The sequence below is a fragment of the Halomonas sp. MS1 genome, assembly GCF_024182575.1.
Lineage (GTDB): Bacteria > Pseudomonadota > Gammaproteobacteria > Pseudomonadales > Halomonadaceae > Vreelandella.
The window spans coordinates 4,607,411-4,626,082 of record NZ_CP098926.1 but is presented as its reverse complement, the minus strand read 5'-3'; the positions used below and the strand labels follow the sequence as shown (position 1 = coordinate 4,626,082).

The 18,672-nt window shown below is 52.6% G+C and carries 10 protein-coding genes; 5 read left to right on the top strand and 5 right to left on the bottom strand.

The window, feature by feature from the left end; translation table 11 throughout:
* Positions 1–13 precede the first annotated feature (13 nt).
* The 3 genes from NF683_RS21240 to NF683_RS21230 form a co-directional block, all read right to left on the bottom strand.
* A complete protein-coding gene (locus NF683_RS21240) occupies positions 14–1,918 on the bottom strand; it encodes an EAL domain-containing protein (protein ID WP_253920939.1) in 1,905 nt (634 codons plus the stop codon).
* 14 nt (positions 1,919–1,932) lie between these two features.
* On the bottom strand, positions 1,933–2,637 hold the full coding sequence (locus tag NF683_RS21235) for a transglutaminase-like cysteine peptidase (RefSeq protein WP_253920938.1): 705 nt from the start codon (positions 2,635–2,637) through the stop codon (positions 1,933–1,935).
* A 129-nt stretch (positions 2,638–2,766) separates the two neighbouring features.
* Positions 2,767–3,438, bottom strand: coding sequence for an arylesterase (locus tag NF683_RS21230; RefSeq protein WP_253920937.1), 672 nt, complete (start codon positions 3,436–3,438; stop codon positions 2,767–2,769).
* Between NF683_RS21230 and NF683_RS21225 the strand changes: the two genes are divergently transcribed.
* The 4 genes from NF683_RS21225 to glyA all read left to right on the top strand — a co-directional run bounded on the left by NF683_RS21225 (position 3,437) and on the right by glyA (position 9,710).
* Positions 3,437–4,288, top strand: coding sequence for an ABC transporter ATP-binding protein (locus NF683_RS21225; RefSeq protein WP_232471442.1), 852 nt, complete (start codon positions 3,437–3,439; stop codon positions 4,286–4,288). The two genes, NF683_RS21230 and NF683_RS21225, sit on opposite strands and share 2 nt — an antisense overlap.
* Positions 4,281–6,845: an ABC transporter permease gene (locus NF683_RS21220; protein ID WP_253920936.1), complete on the top strand. Its 2,565-nt coding sequence runs from the start codon at positions 4,281–4,283 to the stop codon at positions 6,843–6,845. Before NF683_RS21225 ends, NF683_RS21220 begins: the two co-directional genes overlap by 8 nt.
* 51 nt (positions 6,846–6,896) lie before the next feature.
* On the top strand, positions 6,897–8,288 hold the full coding sequence (locus NF683_RS21215; protein WP_253920934.1) for a hypothetical protein: 1,392 nt from the start codon (positions 6,897–6,899) through the stop codon (positions 8,286–8,288).
* Between the two features lie 156 nt (positions 8,289–8,444).
* Positions 8,445–9,710, top strand: coding sequence for a serine hydroxymethyltransferase (glyA, locus tag NF683_RS21210; protein WP_193085882.1), 1,266 nt, complete (start codon positions 8,445–8,447; stop codon positions 9,708–9,710).
* Between the two features lie 106 nt (positions 9,711–9,816).
* On the opposite strand, the gene NF683_RS21205 is transcribed toward glyA, so the two are convergent.
* Both NF683_RS21205 and NF683_RS21200 read right to left on the bottom strand, forming a co-directional pair.
* Positions 9,817–11,253 carry a phosphomannomutase gene (locus NF683_RS21205; protein ID WP_253920932.1) on the bottom strand — a complete coding sequence of 479 codons (1,437 nt, stop codon included), beginning with the start codon at positions 11,251–11,253 and terminating at the stop codon, positions 9,817–9,819.
* 158 nt (positions 11,254–11,411) lie between these two features.
* Positions 11,412–16,016, bottom strand: a complete 4,605-nt coding sequence (locus NF683_RS21200; RefSeq protein WP_253920931.1) for an ExeM/NucH family extracellular endonuclease — start codon at positions 16,014–16,016, stop codon at positions 11,412–11,414.
* A 216-nt stretch (positions 16,017–16,232) separates the two neighbouring features.
* Here NF683_RS21200 and NF683_RS21195 point away from each other — a divergent pair, with 216 nt between their 5' ends.
* Positions 16,233–18,572, top strand: a complete 2,340-nt coding sequence (locus NF683_RS21195) for a DUF4214 domain-containing protein (protein ID WP_253920930.1) — start codon at positions 16,233–16,235, stop codon at positions 18,570–18,572.
* The last annotated feature ends 100 nt before the right edge of the window (positions 18,573–18,672 follow it).

Below are 18,672 nucleotides of genomic sequence, written 5' to 3'. Positions count from 1 at the left end.
CGCTTATGCGTCCTTAAACGTGAACGCCAGGCCCTGTCGCACCATCTACGCCCACTTGGAAAAGGGTATCGAGTTCTGCTTGTTCTGTAACACCTTCTGCTATCACCTGAATGCCAAGGGAGTGGCATAGGGTGGACATGCCTCGCACGATGGTTTGCTGCTCATGAGATGTGTGAATCCCCTCGATCAAGCTGCTGTCTATTTTTAGATAGGCAAGACCGATGTCATGTAAATCGGCAAGCTTAGTGAATTCTGCCCCGACATGTTCAATTCCAAACTGACAACCTAATGACCTTAGCGCGGTACATAAGCCGCGAAGGCTACCAATAGCGTGGCTATTCAACATAGCGGGCACTTCGAAGCACAGTTGTTTGGCAAGTTGAGGTTGTTTTTCGAGCAACATTCTTAGCTCAATAACAAACTCAGCATTAGTGATTGATGCAATTGAAAGGTTAATACCAATGGCGTGTTCTGGATTGTAAGCGAGTTGCTCAAGGGCTTTCTTAACCACGGCAATATCGAGCTCGGGCTCTAAGTTAAAGCGCGAGATCCAGGGAATAAACGTGCCAGCTGTTTGCCAGTGATTGGCAAGCTCTAAGCGAGCAGGACATTCGTAATGGAGTACATCGTGCTTGGCATCAATAACTGGGAAATAAGCGAGCTGGGGGCCCAGCGCAATCGCGGCATTTAGCGCCGAACGCCATTCGGCATGATTGCCAAAGAGAGAGCTATGCTGATGCTCTCGTATAGCAACGGTGGTGTGGGCGCTCGCACTTTCAGCTTCAGCAAGGGCGTCGTCTAACGTAGCCAATAAACCACCTCGATCATCATGAGGTGTGTAGGCAATCACAGCGGTTGGTAAACGCATGCCGATATTGGGCACCTTGAGCGCGATGGTATCGAGTGCTTGGCGAAGGCGCGGTATGAGTGCGCTAGTCTCGGCTTCTAAAGGCAGCATCAGGATAAAATCACTACCGTTTAATCGCCCAACCAGTGCTTCTTCTGGCGTGGGGGCCAACTGGGAGAGTTGTGTCACTAACTCACTGAGTAACTGATCAGTGGCTTGGTGTCCTAGTTGTTCATTGAGGATTTCAAGTGACTCCACTCTGGTCATTATCATCAGGCCCGTGGCACGGGCATCTTCACTCCCCAGTAACGATGATAAACGGCCCATAAATACATCGCGATTGAGCGCCCCTGTGACACGGTCGTGTTGCAGATGGCGACGTAGCTCATCCAGTTTTTGGCTTTCCTGGCTGAGCATTTGGTGCACACTGGCAGACAAAACGTTCATTGCTTGGGCCACTTCGCGCAGCTCTAGCGTGCGGGGTTCTTTAATGGTGGTAAAGCGTCGGGCGCTGATATCTTTGGCTTGGGCGACAACCCGTACCAGGGGATGCTTGATACCGCGCACCACAAGGGTGGCGATGGCGAGACTGATAGCACCGGCCAGCAAGAACCAACCTGCAAGCTCAATCATAATGCGCCACAAAGAGGCATAGGCGAAACTGTGCTGGCTTTCGAGTTCAAGCGTACCGAATTGCCGCCAGCCGTCTTGAATAGTTGCCGTGCCGATCGGCACATCAAAGTGAATAACGTTGCGGAACCAGGCGGGTACATCGCCCGTGTATTCGTTGGCCGAACGCTCAATGAGCACCTGGCCTTCGGTGTCTCGCAGGGTAATACGGCGATAATAGCCAGTATCAAACTGTGCGGAGGTTAACAGTTCGAGCGTCACCACGTCCTTATCGAGCTGGCTCATGGAAAGTGCCAATGCCGTTGCATTGTCTTCGTTTTTAATGCGCACTTCCTGCTCGATATAGTCACGGCCCGAGGTGATGCTGATCGCAAGGCTGCCGATAAACGAAAGCAACAGTAGCGCAATAATGGCCAGCCAGAGCTGTTTAATCAGCGACATAGTGCTTAATCCTCTTAAATAAAACCTTGTGATTGCATTCGTTCAACGACATTGCGCCAGCGTGATAGCCGCGCTAACGGGTCGGCACGTGATTGCGTTGTGCTACCAGCCCATAACCCTTCGCTATTAAAGCTGAACACTGGGTCTAGGTCGGTGCGCTGAGAAGCAGGGGAGATAGAAGACGCAATATTATCAAGTACTAATGGCTCGGCGCTGGGCGTCGAGTAGTAGCCAAGCACCATATGTGCCTGGGTGATCTGACTGCGGCCGATGCGTGCCCGAACATAAATCATGCGCAGGCGTTCACCGGGAACATCCAGTTGCTTCAGGGTGATGTACTTAGCAATGGAGTAATCTTCACAGTCGCCTTGTGCTTTACCCATGGCCTCTAATGGTGTCGCCCAGTAGTCCTCTTGTCCCCATACGTGGATATCATCAATCCAACGGACTCGGCGATTAAAAAAGTCATTGACCTCGCGAAGCTGCACTTGCACCTCTTGCCCACGCAAACGCTCCAACATGGCAAACCACTCTTCTAAAACAGCAAGACCGCTTTGGCCATACTGTTGTTGCATACTCTGCCGTAAACGTTGTGGGTTGAAGGCGGTTGCAGGCGAAGCGTGAAAACCTAACCCTGCCCCCAGCACAACCGCGCCGGCAGTAGCTAAAAACTGTCGACGCGAAAGTTGCTTAAGTTGAGGGCGAGTGGGTGCAGGCATAAACGCCACGAGCAATAGTTAATAAGTATTAAGCCTACAAGCTACGGCGTTGAAGTGCACTCTTTCCTTAGCGCTATCTCCTTATTAGAAAGTACTCGCGTTAAACGATGAAAAGAGGCTGTCGTCATCTCATTCGGCGGAGGCTTGAAATATGTTGTTGAGCAGCGGTTCAAGTGCTGGCCACACGTTGTCTAAAATAATTGGTTGAGCTGCTGCGGTAGGGTGAATGCCATCGTCTTGCATTAGTTGCTCGTTAAGCGCTACGTCTTCCAACAAGAAGGGCACCAGAGATACGTCATACTCATCAGCTAACGAATGAAAAACACCGGTAAAGGCATCACGGTAGGCTTGGCCATAGTTGGGCGGAATATCAATGCCGAGAAGCAGTACGTCAGCACCTGCCTGTTGGCTTTGTTCAATCATGCTAGCTAGGTTAGAGCGCATTTGAGTAGGCGGTAGGCCGCGTAACCCATCGTTGCCACCAAGCTCTAACAGAACGATATCAGGCTGCTGTTGTCCGATAATGCTAGCTAATCGTTGTGCACCACCGGACGTCGTTTCACCGCTGATACTGGCATTGATAACGTCTGCTTCATCTTCTAGGCGCTCAGCCAATAACGTGACCCAACCCATTTCTTGCTCTATACCATAGGCGGCACTAAGACTATCGCCCATGACTAAAAGTGTTGGGCGTTGGTCGGCGTTGAGCGCAGGTGCGCTAAAGATGACTATCAGTGCCAGCAACCCTCCGGTTACCATGCGGTTCAGCCTTTGCCTCGCTACAGGGATGCCATGCTTCATGTCTTACTCCTCTGATCCACAAGCCAACTTGGATCCAAAAGCTAACTTGGACCCAACAACTAATTTGCCAACCGATATTGCCTCTTCGCATCAGCCCACCACCGACACCATCACCGCTAGTAATGTTCCTCACAAGCAAGTTCACCAGCCAGTATTACATGCTGAAAAACTTTCTAAACAGGTGAAAAGCGGAGAGCGTTCGTTAACTATCTTACACGACCTTTCGCTGAGCGTGGCAGTGGGAGAAAGTGTTGCCATTCTTGGTAAAAGCGGTGCTGGTAAGTCGACCCTGCTAGGGTTGTTGGCAGGGTTGGATACACCCAGTGATGGTGAGCTCACGCTATTTGGCCAGCCGCTGAGCCGAATGGATGAAGATGGGCGTGCCGCACTGCGTGCCGGAAGAGTCGGTTTTGTATTCCAAAACTTTCAGCTACTACCGACGTTGAGCGCATTAGAAAATGTGCTACTGCCGTTGGAGTTGTCTCCCCGAGCGGGAGAAACTCAGGCAGCGGCTCAATGGCTGGAACGAGTCGGGCTGGCTGAGCGCACAGAGCATCTGCCTAAGCAGCTTTCGGGAGGCGAGCAGCAGCGCGTTGCCATTGCACGCGCATTCGTTACTGACCCTGAACTCGTCTTTGCCGATGAGCCAACAGGTAACCTTGATCCCGATACGGGCGCACAGATTATTGACCTGCTTTTCACGCTGAACCGTGAAGCGGGCACGACGCTCATTTTAGTGACCCACGATCACGCACTTGCCCGTCGCTGCGACCGATGTTTGCGTCTGGCTAACGGGCAGTTGATGCCGTTCGAGCCAACCGCTGCTGCCAGCGGGGGTAGCGATGAGTGATATAAACTGGCGGCTTGCGGCACGTAGTTTGAAGCGTGACCTACGTGCCGCTGATGTTCGCGCGCTGTTTGTCGCGCTGGTGTTGGCAGTTGCCGCTTCTACCATGATCGCCTTTTTTTTAGACCGCCTAGAGCGTGGGTTAGAGCGCCAAGCAAGTCAGATGCTGGGCGGCGACTTAGTTCTCGAGCAGCGCGAGCCATTCTCTGAGGAGCTACGCACGACGCTAGAGCAAGCGGGCTTTACGCTGAGTGATCAGGTTGACCTAGTGTCAATGATTAGTCGCGGTGAGCGCTTCCAGCCAGCTAGCTTGAAAGCGGTGGATGATGTCTATCCTCACTATGGCGTTTCCCATGTGGATCGTGGCAACGGGGTTGAGCAGATTGCATCAGGCCCTCCGCCTGGGGAAGTCTGGGCAGACCCACGGTTAGCGCAGCTGATTGATATTGAGATAGGCGACCGAGTTCAGGTAGGCCAAACAGAACTGCTGATTAGTGGGATTATCGAGCGCGAGGCGGATCAGTCTGCCGGTTTTAGTAATTTCAATCCTCGTTTAATGCTCAATACCGCTGACTTAGATGCAACAGGATTGGTGCAGTTGGGGTCACGGCTCGAGTTTGAGCTACTTGCTGCTGGGCCTCCTGCAGCACTGGAGCAAGTGCAGGTCTTACTGGCCGAACTAAGGCGTAATGGGGTAGATGTACGTGATGTCCGTGTTGACCGTCCTCAGTTAGGCAACGCGCTTCAACGCGCTGAGAGTTATCTGGGGCTTGCCGGATTGGCGGCCGTATTGTTAGCGGGCGTCGCGGTGGCTATGTCGACTCGCCGTTACGTTGAACGTCACCTGGACACCGCGGCGTTGCTGCGCTGCTTCGGTGCTAGTCAATATCAGTTGGTGACTATTTTCACCCTGCAATTAATGGGTCTCGCACTAATAGCCGCAATTATTGGCGCGCTGTTGGGGCTTATTGGTCAAGCTGTGCTGCTGTGGCTGTTAACTAGTTTTTTACCTATGATACTGCCGCCGCCCGGCATTATGCCGCTCTGGCTGGGCATTTTTACTGCGCTTGCGGTACTGGTTGGTTTTGCTGGCCCCACACTGTTACGCATTAAGCGTGTCAGTGCGTTGAAAGTGTTACGCCGTGAGCTTGACCCACTGCCGCCGTCTGCTTGGCTAGTCGTGGGCGTTGCGAGTCTCGTATTTGGTGGTCTGTTGTGGCTTTACTCAGGTAGCTTTTCGCTTGCCTTGGCGCTACTCATCGGTGGTGCGGCTCTGTTAGGGCTTTTATGGATGGCAAGCACGCTGTTGCTAAACGGCCTGTTGAAAGCTGTTCAACGGCTTTCCGGTGGAAGTGAGTGGGGCCAAGCGTTTCGGCTAGGCGGCAGGCAGTTGGCCCGCCGAAAGCAGGCAGGGCTTGGGCAACTGCTGGCGTTTTCGGTCACGTTTTTTGCGATGGCGATGATCGTACTAGTGCGGGGGGATTTATTGTCCACCTGGCAAGATCAGTTGCCGGCGAATACCCCTAATTACTTTGCTATCAATATTCAGCCCAGTGAGCGAGATGCTTTCGAAGAGGCGGTTGCTCCGCGGGTGGAGACCCAAAGCACGCTGTACCCAATGGTGCGCGGAAGAATCAGTGCTATTAACGGTCAGCCGCCGATAGAAGCCGTTCCTCCTGATGCCAGAGGCGATAACTCGCTGCGCCGTGAACTGAATCTTACCTGGCAATCAGAGTTGCCCGAAGGTAATCAGGTCGTCGCCGGGGAGTGGTTCTCACAATCGAGTGAGCCTCAGGGATGGATGAGTGAGGTGGAGGCCACGCCTCAGAAAGCTGCTAACGTTGTGCCCATTTCCGTGGAAGATGGACTAGCAGAGCGCCTTGGCCTTGAGTTAGGCGACGAGCTAACGTTCTCCGTCGGCGGTGATACGATCACTACCCGTATTGAGAGCCTACGCAGCCTTAACTGGGATAGCTTTAACCCAAATTTCTTCGTTATTTTTCCACCGGGCGTGCTTGAATCGTTTGGCCATAGTTTTATCACCGCGTTTCACTTGCCAGAACAAGAGCAGAGCTTAATCCGACAATTAGTCAATGATTTTCCAGGCGTATCACTGCTCAACGTGGATGCCATCTTAGGCCAAGTGCGCGAGGTGCTTACCCAGGTCACCCGAGCGGTAGAACTAGTGCTTATTCTGGTTCTGATGGCTGGTGTTAGTGTGCTTTATGCAGCACTGACGGCTAGCCGACCGGTACGTGCCCATGAGAGCGGCTTGCTGCGTGTATTTGGTGCAGGTAACCGAATGATTTCACGGGTACAAGGTGCTGAATATGCGCTGCTTGGTTTTGCCAGCGGTTTGATGGGGGCCTTCCTTGCAGAGTTTGCCACTGCCGCGCTTTATCTCTATTGGCTTGATTTAACACCGCGCCTGCATGTGAGCTTATGGCTAGTTCTGCCCTTAGGGGGCGCATTACTGATTGGTATTATCGGACATGCCCTTTCTTATAGCCTGCGGCGTCAAGCGCCTGCGGCGAGCTTGGGGTTGCTTGGTGAGGCTTAACAAAACTTTACCAAGTGCTATGCTTAGCGCTTCTCACAAGGAGGTCATGACATGTCTGTGTCTGTAGGTCATCGCCAGCTTACTGCTGGGGTTTCGTTGCTGCTACTTTCCGGTGCGGTTAGTGCGTCACCTCAGCAGCTTGAAGCAGAGCTTCGTGAGCGGCTAGGTAGTGAGTCGAGCGCATTCACAGTTGCCCAAGTGTATGAGCAGCCTGACGCTATTGTCGCTGAAGATATTGCTATCACTTATGCCAATGGCGATGTGTTTACTATCGAACGTTACCTCGTTGAGGGTGACTATCATCGTCCAGACAATGTAGTCATTGATGGTATGGCCGTTAGCGAGGCAGGTAACTCATTGCCTTTTCTCAGCGTTGCCTCCATTGAATTGCCTAACGCCTCGCAAGCAGTGCCATCGATTGATGAAATGAGTGCACCTGACATGGTATGGAAGGCACTGAATGCGCGTGACATCACGCTAAACCTACAGGGTGGGGCGGCGGATGAGTTTTTTAGTGAGCTAGATTCTCCTCCGTTTGAGGGGCAACTGCACATTGAAACGCTGACGTTTGAAGAGGTCAGCAGTAGCGCTATTGGGTTGTTCGATATACAGGGCGTCAGTGCCGATTTTAATGACTTGAAAAATGGCATTAGTTCAGTTTTTTCGCTCGCTAACTTACGGGTTGAGCAGCTAACCGGAATCGATACACCTGGGGAGGAGAGCGTGGAACATGCCGCGTTGAATGGCATGGATCTGTCCGGGGATGGTTGGCGCGTAGCGTTGGATAGCGCCTGGGTAGAAGGCAATTCCTATGTGGGCGATGCGGGCTTCGAAGGCGCATTTTTTGATATTGGTGGGCTGCTGCCTTTATTGCCACTCGAGCAACGACAAGCGTTCGAAACCTTCAACAAAATACTCACAGGGGGAAATGGTCAGTTACAGGCTGAAGGGCGCAGTCACTCTCGCTGGGAGGAAGAGGGGGCAACCGACCGCTTGATTGCTGATGGCTATGTGCGCTTGAGTAGTGCTGCGGGAATTGAATACAGCCTTGATTTGCCGATCAGTTTGCCAAAAAGCGTTTCCATTGAGCAGGCAATGCAAAACCCTGCGTTGTTTGAATCAGCCACGTTACATGGTGGTGAGGTCGTTGTGGCCTATACCGATGAAGGGTTGCTGCCGCGATTAACTACCGAGATCGCCGCGCACGAGAATATTACCGAAGCGCAAGCAATCTCTATGGCGGTGGGGCAGGCTCGTCAGCTTGAGCCCATGTTAGGCTCGCAAATAACCAAATTAATGACTGGGATGGTCGACATTATGGCTGGCCATTCCCAAGCCTTAACGGTCAATATCGCATTGCCCAATCCGTTTACTTTTAACCAATTCATGATGAACCCGATGGCGAGTACTGAGCGGTTTACGTTCACCTATGAGCTAAAGTAGCGCGGTTGACCAGTTAGTCAGTTTTTTGATAATGACGGCAACATGAAATACGCTCATGCACGACCTGACGCGGATGCGATGAAAGTCGCGTCAGGCTGCGTTATGATAGCGGCCTAGTTTCCCCATGATGATCCTTTTGTAACGAGGTTCCCGCCGATGTTCAGCCGCGATATGACAATTGCCGGATTCGATGATGTGCTTTTTGACGCGATGCAAAAAGAAGTTGCACGCCAGGAAGCTCACATTGAATTGATTGCTTCTGAAAACTACGCCAGCCCCCGCGTACTGGAAGCGCAAGGCAGCCAGCTGACCAATAAATACGCCGAAGGCTATCCAGGTAAGCGCTACTACGGCGGCTGTGAATTTGTTGATATCGCTGAAAATCTTGCGATCGACTACGCCAAGCAGCTGTTCGGCGCGACCTATGTGAATGTTCAGCCTCACTCTGGTTCACAGGCCAACAGCGCGGTTTTCCAAGCGCTGGTAACGCCGGGTGACACCATCTTGGGGATGAGCCTGGATGCCGGTGGTCACTTAACCCATGGTGCCAAGCCTAACTTCTCTGGCAAGCACTACAATGCTATCCAGTATGGGCTGAACGAACAGGGCTTGATTGATTACGATCAGGTGGCTGAGCTTGCTCGCGAGCACAAGCCCAAAATGATTATTGCTGGTTTCTCTGCCTACTCGCAAATTGTCGATTGGGCTAAGTTCCGTGAGATCGCTGATGAAGTAGGTGCCTACTTGTTGGTTGATATGGCGCACGTTTCTGGCTTGGTTGCTGCAGGCATTTACCCAAGCCCGCTGCCCCATGCTCACGTCGTCACATCTACCACGCACAAAACCCTGCGTGGCCCACGCAGCGGCGTTATTCTCTCCGCTGAAAACGATGCGGATATCGAGAAAAAGCTGCAGTCAGCTGTCTTCCCGGGTGGTCAGGGCGGCCCGTTGATGCATGTTATTGCTGCCAAGGCGATCTGCTTCAAAGAAGCTATGGCGCCTGAATTCAAAGCTTACCAGCAGCAGGTGGTCAAAAACGCCCAGGCGATGGCCAAGGTGTTTATCGATCGCGGTTACGATATCGTTTCTGGTGGTACCGAAGATCACCTGTTCCTGCTGTCTTTGATCAAGCAGGGCGTGACCGGTAAAGATGCAGATGCCGCCCTGGGCCGCGCTCACATTACTGTGAACAAAAATGCGGTGCCTAACGATCCGCAAAGCCCATTCGTGACCTCTGGTTTGCGCATTGGCACCCCGGCGGTGACCACGCGCGGGTTCAGTGAACAAGAGTGTAGTACATTGGCCGGTTGGATTTGTGACATCTTAGATGTACTTGCTAAAGGTGAGGACACCAGTTCAATCGAAGCCCAAGTGCTGGATAAAGTGGCCGAGGTTTGTGCGCGGCTTCCGGTTTATAAATAAGCAGCTATAACCATTCTCCTTGGCTAAGGATAGCCACAAAGAACGGGCGGCCTATTAGGGTCGCCCGTTCTTTGTTAATGCTCCGTTCTTTTTAAGAATAAGGTCCTTAGTTCAGCCTTTCGAGAGCGGCCAAGCTCTGTTTTACCAGTGCGGCTGCGTCTGCTTGCGAAGCTGATTCGCTATAGCAACGTAGCTCCGGCGCATTACCAGAGGGGCGAAGATGCACAATATCGCCATTTTCAAGCGTAGCTCTTAGGCCATCGGTACTATTCACCACTGAAATGCGAGACTGAAGCCCTAACGTTTGCTGCATCAGCTCAGGCGAGGTTTGCCACTCGGCCAGCAACGCATGGCTTTTCTCTGTGGCGAAATCTTTGAGTCTATCGCTTGCCGTATAACGAGCAGGTAAGTCAGCGATTAACTGCGAAAGGTTAACCCCGCGTTGGGCGGCCATCACCATTAACGTAAGAGCAGGTAGTAGCGCATCACGGGTGGGTAGTGCGGCTAACTGACGGCCATCGTTTTCCAGACTGCTTCCCAATAGAAAGCCGCCGTTGGCCTCAAACCCAGCCACTCGCGCAAATCGCTTATTGAGTTCAGCCATACTGTCCAATACATAGGGTGAGCCGATACGCGTGCGCTCAACTAGCCGGAAGGCACCGCAGGCTTCTATCGCCGTATTGCAGCTTACCGGGACAGCCAATGCTTCGATTCCCAATGCACGGGCGCAGAGTAAACCTACGATATCACCACGCTGCCATGTCCCCGTTTCATCCCCCAGCAATGGGCGATCACCATCACCATCAGTAGACAACAGGGCCTGTAACTGGTGCTGGCTTGCCCAGGCACGACCTTGGGCCTGATCCTCGTCGCTAACGGCTTCGGTATCCACGGGAACGAAGGCCTCGCTGCGGCCTAATACCACCACATCCGCACCTAGCTCGCTCAAAATATGCGCGCTTAAATCACGGCCTGCAGCGGAGTGCTGGTATAAACCTACCCGCCAACCTTTCAATGGTTCACCTGGAAACCACGCTGTGAAGCGTCGGGAGTATGCCTTGTTCGCTGCTTCAGAGACCTCGCCGCGCGCTGGTGCAGCGAGGGTAGGCATTGCTGCCTCGGCATTAAGAATGGCAATTTCATCAGCTTTGGTGATCTCGCCATCAGGGCGATAAAACTTGATGCCGTTCCGGTCAAACGGGATATGACTGCCGGTAATCATAATGCAGGGTATGCCATCCGCCATCGCCTTTAGCGCCAGTGCGGGAGTGGGCAATACGCCATAGTCATCCACCTCCACTCCCAGTGCATGGGCCGCGCTAGTGCAGGCGGCTGCCATCGCGGGGCTGCTGGGGCGGCGATCCATGCCTAACGCAATGCGCTCCACTGGAAAGGATGTGCGCATGGCGCTAATAAACGCCACGGTAAAGGCCGCACATACTTCATCGGTAAACTGTTCAACCAGCCCTCGCGCGCCGCTGGTACCAAAAGCAATGCCGCTGTCATCAATAATCGCGGTCGTGGAACGTACTGAGCTCAACATGTATCTCCTGGAGAAAGTGCCTGCCATGAGTTTAACACCCTAGGCGTGAAGCGCTACGGGGTGCTTTGGCTATTGAAGTGGGCAGTTGTAATAGCAAGTTGCCAAGACAAAAAAGGCCCCCGCAAGCGGAGGCCATCAGCAAATGTCAGTCCTTTTTATTAAGCTTCAGCGAGGCCTAAATTCAGACCTACTAAGATAGGGTCATGGTCTGAGCTACGGAACGCATCATCGGCGTATAGGTTGTCATCCTGACGGTCGCTGGTGAAGTCGGTGTTGTAGTCCAAAGCAGATGCCTCATCCGCATTAATGTGCCAGGTCGTGGTGCCCGTGACCTGTGTTGCGAGCGTTTCACTGGCTAACGCATGATCCAAAGAACCCCAGAAACCATCAAAGACGTAGCTGTAATCATCATCAAGCAGGTCATAGCCAGCATTTTTCAGGGTTGTGATGGGGTCTTCCATGGCATAAGCATTCAAGTCGCCGAGAATCAGCACATCGCTGTCATTGCTACCGGTGGGCTGGGTGGATAGCCATTCAAGCAATTCCTCCGCGGCCTCGACTCGTGTGGGGTTGTTGTTGGCCTGTCCGTCGCCGATAGCCTCTTCCCCATTGACGACACTGCCTTTGGATTTGAAGTGATTAACCACCACCGAAAAGGTTTCACCTTTATTATCTTCGAAGGTTTGCATCACCGGTGCGCGGTTTGCAGCGGCGAAAGCCCCATCGGTTTTAGTGACTGCAGCGCCCGTAGGTGTCACCGCCTGACTGTTGTAGATGACCCCAACGGCAATGGCGTCATCCCCAGGGCTAGTGGTGTTGCCATTCTCATCTTCGGGGACGCTGTAAGCCCAAGTGACATCCTGAATGTTTTTATCCTGCACATCTGCATTCAGTGCATCAACCAACGTTGCGATGGCGCTATCGTCACCATAGCCGTTATTCTCGATTTCCATCAGCCCCACCACATCAGCACCGCTGGTATTAATCGCCTCAACGATTTTGGCTTCCTGGCGGGCAAACTCTTCGGCATTATTGGCACCACGAGGATTATGCAGGGTGCCATTTAAGGTCTCTGTTTTATTGCCGTTTTCATTCAGAGTCGTGAAGTAGTTCAATACATTGAAAGAGGCCGCCGTAATATCGGCCTCACCCAGGGCGTCCGTATCAGGTGTCGCCGGACGCTCAGCGCCGGTAAAGTCCAGACCTTCGACGTTTTGAACTTTCCACTCTTCGAAGTTGTAATCAAGCACGCCTTCGAGTGTCTGAAGCTCGTCGCCACCACGCAGCGGGTTAGTGCCAGAAAGCTCCTCACCGTTACGACCATAAATAATTGGATCAGCGTTTTGTGTCGAGTTCGCGTCATCGATTTTGATGGTGCGCGCCTCTGCATCTTCAAGCCACGCGCTATAGCCTTCTACATCAGGCTCGTTGACTTCAGTGAACTGCTCTAAGCGGCCACCGGATGAAAGCGTGACTTCACCGTAACGGCCCAGCTCGTAAAGCTCGGTAACCACCAACGGCTCACCGTCCATTGCTTCTATGGCGACTCGCATACCTTCAAAGGCTTCCAGGCCTTGTTTGTCGGTAAACGGCATGATGATTCGCTGGCTTTCAGGCAGGGATACATTGTTCGCCAGTACCTCAAGGCTGCCGCGTTCGGCAGTTAATTGCGTTTTCTCGAAATACTCTGAGACCTCGCCGCTAATACGAATCTGGTCGCCGGCAGAGATTTGTTCCAGCCACTCATCACTGCCGCTGCCTGCATACACAAAGATACCTTCTGAGGTCTCGGCATTATTGTCGTTATCGCTATCTTCCTCTTGCAGGAAGAAGCCATCCAAACCAGGCGCTACCATGGTGACGATGGCTTCAAGGGTAACGTTTTCACCCTCTAAAGTGCTGCTGCTCGAGTCACCCTGTATTGCAGAAATCAGCGTAATATCCACTTTTGGCTCATTGGCCAATCCTGGTGATGCAATAGCGGGTACATCACTACCATCACCGCCCAGTGCATCAGAGCTAATCGCCCCCTCAGTATCAGTGGTGGTGAATTTTCCTAAATCCACATCCCAGGAAGCGGCGTCAAACCCGTCGGTATCTGGGTAGGCCTCCGTTGCCACCTGGTTGCCATCAACACGTGGGTCACCTTGCCATAGCGTTACGGCATCGCCGCCACCGCCCAGGCCAGAAGCGTTTTCGGCATAACCGATTTTTAGGGTGTCGATATTATCCAGGTTGCTCCACGCTGAACGGAATTCCGCGACTGATTCGGCATCGCCGTCGACCATGACAATCGCGGATTCGCCAGGAGCCAGCGAGCTTAGCCCCTTAATTTCAATAGCATCTACGGGATCGGCGCTGTCATCATCGTAGTAAAGCGGCATATTGCTGAAATCAAGCGCTTCAGAAGAACGGTTAGTGACTTCAAACCAATCGGCGGTGACGTCAGAGCCACTTTGGCCCGACCATATCTCAGTGATGGCTAAGCCAATATCGCGCTCGCCTGGCACATAAGGTGCTTCCATCGTGCCCACATGAAAGTCAGTGGTGGCATTGGTGGGTAGTTCAGCGTACTCAAATGACCAATTCTCTGGGTTGCCAACGGCGCTTAATAGCTCCTCCGTCGTGCCGAAGCCATTGCCGGTAAAGGCGGCATTGCGTGCGCTGCCAACGGCAACCGCAGTGACACCCTCTTCAAGGCCAGGCGGCAGGGCAGAGTTATTAGAGGAGTCTGCAGTGTCCTGCCACGCATCGCTGTTTGTTTGAGCCGCGTAGATAAATGTTGGGTCGCTCGCCTCGCCGACGAAAGCAAGTACTTGGTCACCGCCGACCGAAAGATTAAACCCGTTATTACCCACGTCGCTGCTATTAGCAGGAGTGAATTGCGAAGAGTCCGCAGTATAAGTAACAACCGTGCCTGCCGGTACACCGCCTTCAGGCGCCGTCCACTTAACGGCGCCTTCGCTGGCGCGGAAGCCATCGCCTGCCCAGCCTGAGTCAGTAAAGGTAATTTCCGCACCTCCGCTGATACCTTTCAATGCGACGAACTGGAAGGATTTTTCACTGCCACTGAGCGCAGTAATCGCAATGTCACCGGCCTGAGGTGCAAAATCAGGCAGGTTGAATTCAATGCCTGTGCTCACAAAGCGCTGCTGTTCGGCGGGTAGATCCTTAGACTCTTGACCATCCTCTAACCAATCCACCGTGCCGCTATCAAATAGCACGCTCGCAGTAACGCCCGACTCGGTGATAGAAACATCGAAAAGTGATTCCGGCTTCGCCGTTAGTGCGTCCGGTAGGGTATTGAGATCCGGGCCGTCTATTTCACGAACGGCATAATCGCCATCCCATAGGTAAAGACCAAAGCCGACGTCGTCGTCATCGTTAACCGGGCCCGCCAGTACCAGATAACCTTCATCGCCAGCAGGTTCAATAGAACGCACCGCGCGGCCATCCAGGTCTAAGCGCAGGGGATCGCCAAAGGAAGCTTCGTTAGCCTCACCAGAGACGAGGTCAATCACATTTTCAACGGGCACTAATTGTGCGAAGCCATCATCCAACGGCGAGCGGAGGCCAAGATAGAGGGAGTCACCGATAAACACAGCGCCTTCAATATTGACCCCTAACGAGAGGCTTAGCGCACTTTCACCAAGCCCATGGCCATTTTGGGCATCCCAGTCGTTAAGCTGGCTGGCTAAATCGGTAAACTGGCCCGTCACCTCAATGCTCAAATTCTCAGCATTATCACCGGTCACTTGAGTGGCGAAGATCATCGAGCGCTGGCTGCTCTCGTGGGAGCCTAGCCAGTAGTGGGTGCCTTGATAAGTCGCCACCGCTTCCAAGTCCACCTCCTGGGTGTCATTCAAGCCCAGGGCAGTATTCAGGTTAATTTCCGCCAGAGGGGCGCCATCAGTGTCGCGCTCATAGAGGCGTAACACTTGATCTTCGTCATCCGCCACCAGCATTAGACCCTCACCCACGGCAATCGCTGCTGAAGCGTCAGAAGTGCCCGTGTGGTAGCGCTCTCCCAGGTTGAAGTTTGGGTTGCTTGGCTCAGGCTGACTGGGCTCTTCAGGTTCTGCTGGCTCTTCAGGTTCTGCTGGCTCTTCAGGTTCTGTTGGTACTTCAGGTTCTGCTGGCTCTTCAGGTTCTGTTGGTACTTCAGGTTCTTCTGGTTCTTCTGGTTCACTTTCAAGCTGCTCAATATAACGACTCAGTAGCGACTCAACATCATCCACGCTGGAGCCATCGCCGAGTAAAGGAGCTAATGCACGTGCTGGCTGCTGTTCAATGCTTTCGCTGCTGTTCATAAATGCTGCGACAAGCTCCTCTCGAGACAGCCCTTCTGCCAGCAGCGTTGACCAGTATGCTAAGCCTTCTGGGTCTGGCTCGCGGTTAAGAACACTGTTGTAGAGTTGATTTAGCCAAGCGGTATCGTTCAAGTTAGAAGTGGTGGTTTCGAACTCATTAGACGCTTGAAAGCTATTGGAAATCTCTTCTAATGCTAAGCCGTTGCGGTACTCATTGACCCAGTACTTGAGGCCTGAAAGGTCAGGCGTACGTAATAGATGAACACTATAGAGCGTAATAATAGGCTGGATTTGCAACTGAAATTCATTGCTGGCCACCATTGAGTCAAGAGTGGTTGCAACATCGGCAGTCCCGCTATCCAGGGCGGCAGTCCAATAATTAGCGCCAGCCTCATCCGGCTCACGCAACAAAATATCGTGATATAACGTAGAAACAAGCTCAAAATTGGTCATTTAACCAGCCCTTAAAGAATGAATAGAAGGGCTGAATTTATTACTGAGTCATAGCAATTAAATTACTTAAATGTTTTATTTTTATGATACTTAGGGGCTAAGCGACTTATAGCAACGTGAAAATTTTTTTTCTTTAAAGCGTCATGTATTTGCAATGGCTAGCTGCGTAATCTCATGTTTGCCTGTTTTCTCCATCGATTAAAAAAGGGAATCGCCATGAGTAACTTCCAGCTTCAGCTCCTGCACGCAGCCGATATGGAGGGGGGAGGGGGAGACCTGCTTAATGCACCCAATTTCATCTCTATCGTGGATCACTTAGAAGACCAATACGCTAACTCGCTGTTTGTCAGCTCGGGAGATTTAGTGTTGCCTGGGCCATACTTGAACGCTGCCGCTGATTCAAGCCTACAGGCAGCCTTCCAAGCAGCGGTTGAAGAGATTTATGGGTTGGAAGCTGGCTCCATGAGCGGTATTACGGCCGCTTCTGGGCGCGTTGAGACTCTATTGATGGATCTGGCAGACGCGGCGGCCGTGACATTGGGCAATCATGAATTTGATTTGGGTACCGGGCTGATCGAAGCAATGATTGCAGCGGTCGTGAACGGCGGTTCTACAGCAGACGTTGAGTGGCTAGGTTCGCAGTTTCCTTATCTGTCCGCCAACCTAGACTTCTCAGGCGATTCCGCTCTAAGTGGCTTAGCGACCGAAGAAATATTAAGCCAAGACGCCTTCCAAGCCACCTTGGAGGAACTGTTGGCAGGCGCTAATAAGCCTAAGCTAGCTCCGGCGGTCATTGCTGAGCGTGGCGGAGAGAAAATCGGCATTATTGGCGTGACTACCCAAATTCTGGAGAGCATCTCTTCACCTGGCGATGTCAATGTGCTGACCGGTGGCAGCAATGACATGCAAGCCCTGGCCGAGCTTATTCAGCCCGTCATTGATGACCTTGAGGCGCAGGGCATCAATAAAATCATCCTCAGCTCGCACCTTCAGCAAATTCAGTTTGAAGAAGAGTTGGCGACACTGCTGGACGGCGTCGATATCGTCATTGCCGGTGGTTCCAATAGCTTGCTGGCAGACCAGGAAGACCAGGATCGTGGCTTGTTCCCAGGGGCGGGTGAGCCCTATGACACTTACCCCATCGTGACTCAGGACGCTTCAGGTAACGATGTAGTCGTCGTTAATACTGACGGGGGCTGGCGCTACGTTGCAGAGCTGGTTGTCGAGTTTGACGAGCAGGGTCGTGTGATTGCTGACGCCATCGATGAAGACTCTTCTGGTATCTACGCCTCTACCGATGAACAGGTAGAAGCGCTATGGGGAGACCTGGTAAGCGCCTTCGCCGAAGGCACTAAAGGTAATATTGCTAATGATTTAGTCGGCTCGGTGGGTGAGTTTGTTGCTGAGCAAGACGGCAATATCCTTGGTTTGACCGATGTATACTTAGTTGGTGAGCGGGCAGCGGTGCGCACCGAAGAAACCAACCTGGGTAACCTAACCGCGGATGCCAACCTCTGGTATGCCAAGCAACTTGACGAAGACGTCGTGGTATCGTTCAAAAACGGCGGTGGTATCCGTGAACCGATTGGTAATGTCGTCGTAGAAGGAAGCGACAGTGAGCCAAGCTACCAAGCCCCAAGTGCCAATTCCGCCATTGGTAAACCAGAGGGCGGCGTATCTCAGCTGGATGCAGCGTCATCACTTCGGTTCAACAACGACCTAGCCATAATCACTATCACACGCAGCAAACTGCTGGAGGTTCTGGAGCATGCGGTTGCTGCATCGGCACCGGGGGTCACCGCAGGTCAGTTTGCCCAGGTGGGCGGTATTCAGTACAGCTATGATCTTAGCCAGCCCGCTGGCGAGCGCATCCAAAATGCGGTCATTGTTAATGACGATGGCAGTACCAACGATGTACTCGCCGCCAATGGCCGCCTGGTAGGTAGTGCTGAAGAGGCTGTCAAAGTCGTCACGCTAGGCTTTTTGGCTGATGGCGGCGACGGCTATCCGCTAGGTGAAGACAGCTACCAAAACCGGATAGATCTTATGAGTGCCTTCGAGGATGACGGCCTCTTTGACTTCGCCGAAAAAGGCACAGAGCAGGATGCCTTCGCTGAATACATGGCCAGCATGTTTAGCGAAACACCGTTTAGTGAACAAGAAACCCCTGCTAGCGAAGATCTACGAATCCAAAACCTTGGTGAGCGCAGCGATGCTGTCTTTGATGCACCTGTCGATCCGCTACTACGCCTTTACGATGCCGCTTTTGACCGCACAGCGGATGGCAAAGGGTTAGGCTACTGGCTTGAAGTGAGTGAATCGGTCAACCTGAATGATATTGCTGATAGCTTTGTGGGATCAGAGGAGTTTGCAAGGCAATACGGTAGTATAGAAAACGATGCCTATATTGAACTGATGTATGAAAATGTACTCGAAAGGGCTTCAGATGCGGCAGGTCAAGCATATTGGCTTGATAAGCTAGATAATGGAGCTGAGCGCGGTGCTGTTATGGTTGGTTTCACAGAGTCAGCAGAGAGCGTGATGCTGTTTGGCTAATGAAGCAACCTAACTCTGTTGGGTAAGCACGTTGTTTATCTCACTCAACACTCAGTGCTTTCAACGCCCCTACCCTAGGCAGGGGCGTTTCTGTTATGCT

Coding starts and splice junctions, on each gene's coding strand:
- NF683_RS21240 (WP_253920939.1), bottom strand. CDS start 1,918: ATGTCGCTGATTAAACAGCTCTGGCTGGCCATTATTGCGCTACTGTTG.
- NF683_RS21235 (WP_253920938.1), bottom strand. CDS start 2,637: ATGCCTGCACCCACTCGCCCTCAACTTAAGCAACTTTCGCGTCGACAG.
- NF683_RS21225 (WP_232471442.1), top strand. CDS start 3,437: ATGTCTTACTCCTCTGATCCACAAGCCAACTTGGATCCAAAAGCTAAC.
- NF683_RS21230 (WP_253920937.1), bottom strand. CDS start 3,438: ATGAAGCATGGCATCCCTGTAGCGAGGCAAAGGCTGAACCGCATGGTA.
- NF683_RS21220 (WP_253920936.1), top strand. CDS start 4,281: ATGAGTGATATAAACTGGCGGCTTGCGGCACGTAGTTTGAAGCGTGAC.
- NF683_RS21215 (WP_253920934.1), top strand. CDS start 6,897: ATGTCTGTGTCTGTAGGTCATCGCCAGCTTACTGCTGGGGTTTCGTTG.
- glyA (WP_193085882.1), top strand. CDS start 8,445: ATGTTCAGCCGCGATATGACAATTGCCGGATTCGATGATGTGCTTTTT.
- NF683_RS21205 (WP_253920932.1), bottom strand. CDS start 11,253: ATGTTGAGCTCAGTACGTTCCACGACCGCGATTATTGATGACAGCGGC.
- NF683_RS21200 (WP_253920931.1), bottom strand. CDS start 16,016: ATGACCAATTTTGAGCTTGTTTCTACGTTATATCACGATATTTTGTTG.
- NF683_RS21195 (WP_253920930.1), top strand. CDS start 16,233: ATGAGTAACTTCCAGCTTCAGCTCCTGCACGCAGCCGATATGGAGGGG.